Annotated in this window: 1 protein-coding gene; it reads right to left on the bottom strand. The window is 46.5% G+C overall.

The features are described from left to right. Positions 1–275: hypothetical protein (locus tag QWJ41_RS22570; protein WP_500684578.1), on the bottom strand; the 275-nt coding region annotated here is incomplete at both ends.

The raw sequence follows: 275 nt of genomic DNA, 5'->3' as shown, positions 1-275 counted from the left end.
CCAGATAGACCAACGGGTGGCGTGCGTATTTTAAAGGGCGGTCGCTGAGCTGAATAAGACCCAGTTCCGTTGCGATACGGCGAAATCCCTCTTCTTCGGTGGTGAAGAATCCGAATTTGGACTTATTTCCTGCGAGGCTTGATGAAAAAGGATATTTTACGATAGAGGCCAAGGTTGAATAAGTCAGGACAAATCCACCTTTCCGACGTCCTTCGAATTGGTGTGTCAACAATCGGAATGCATTTGCGTTCCCCTCAAAATGTGTCAAATCATTC

The organism is Nocardioides cremeus, from assembly GCF_030518195.1.
GTDB lineage: Bacteria > Actinomycetota > Actinomycetes > Propionibacteriales > Nocardioidaceae > Nocardioides > Nocardioides cremeus.
Note: the sequence above shows the minus strand (reverse complement) of the source record. Positions and strands in the feature narration are given on the sequence as shown.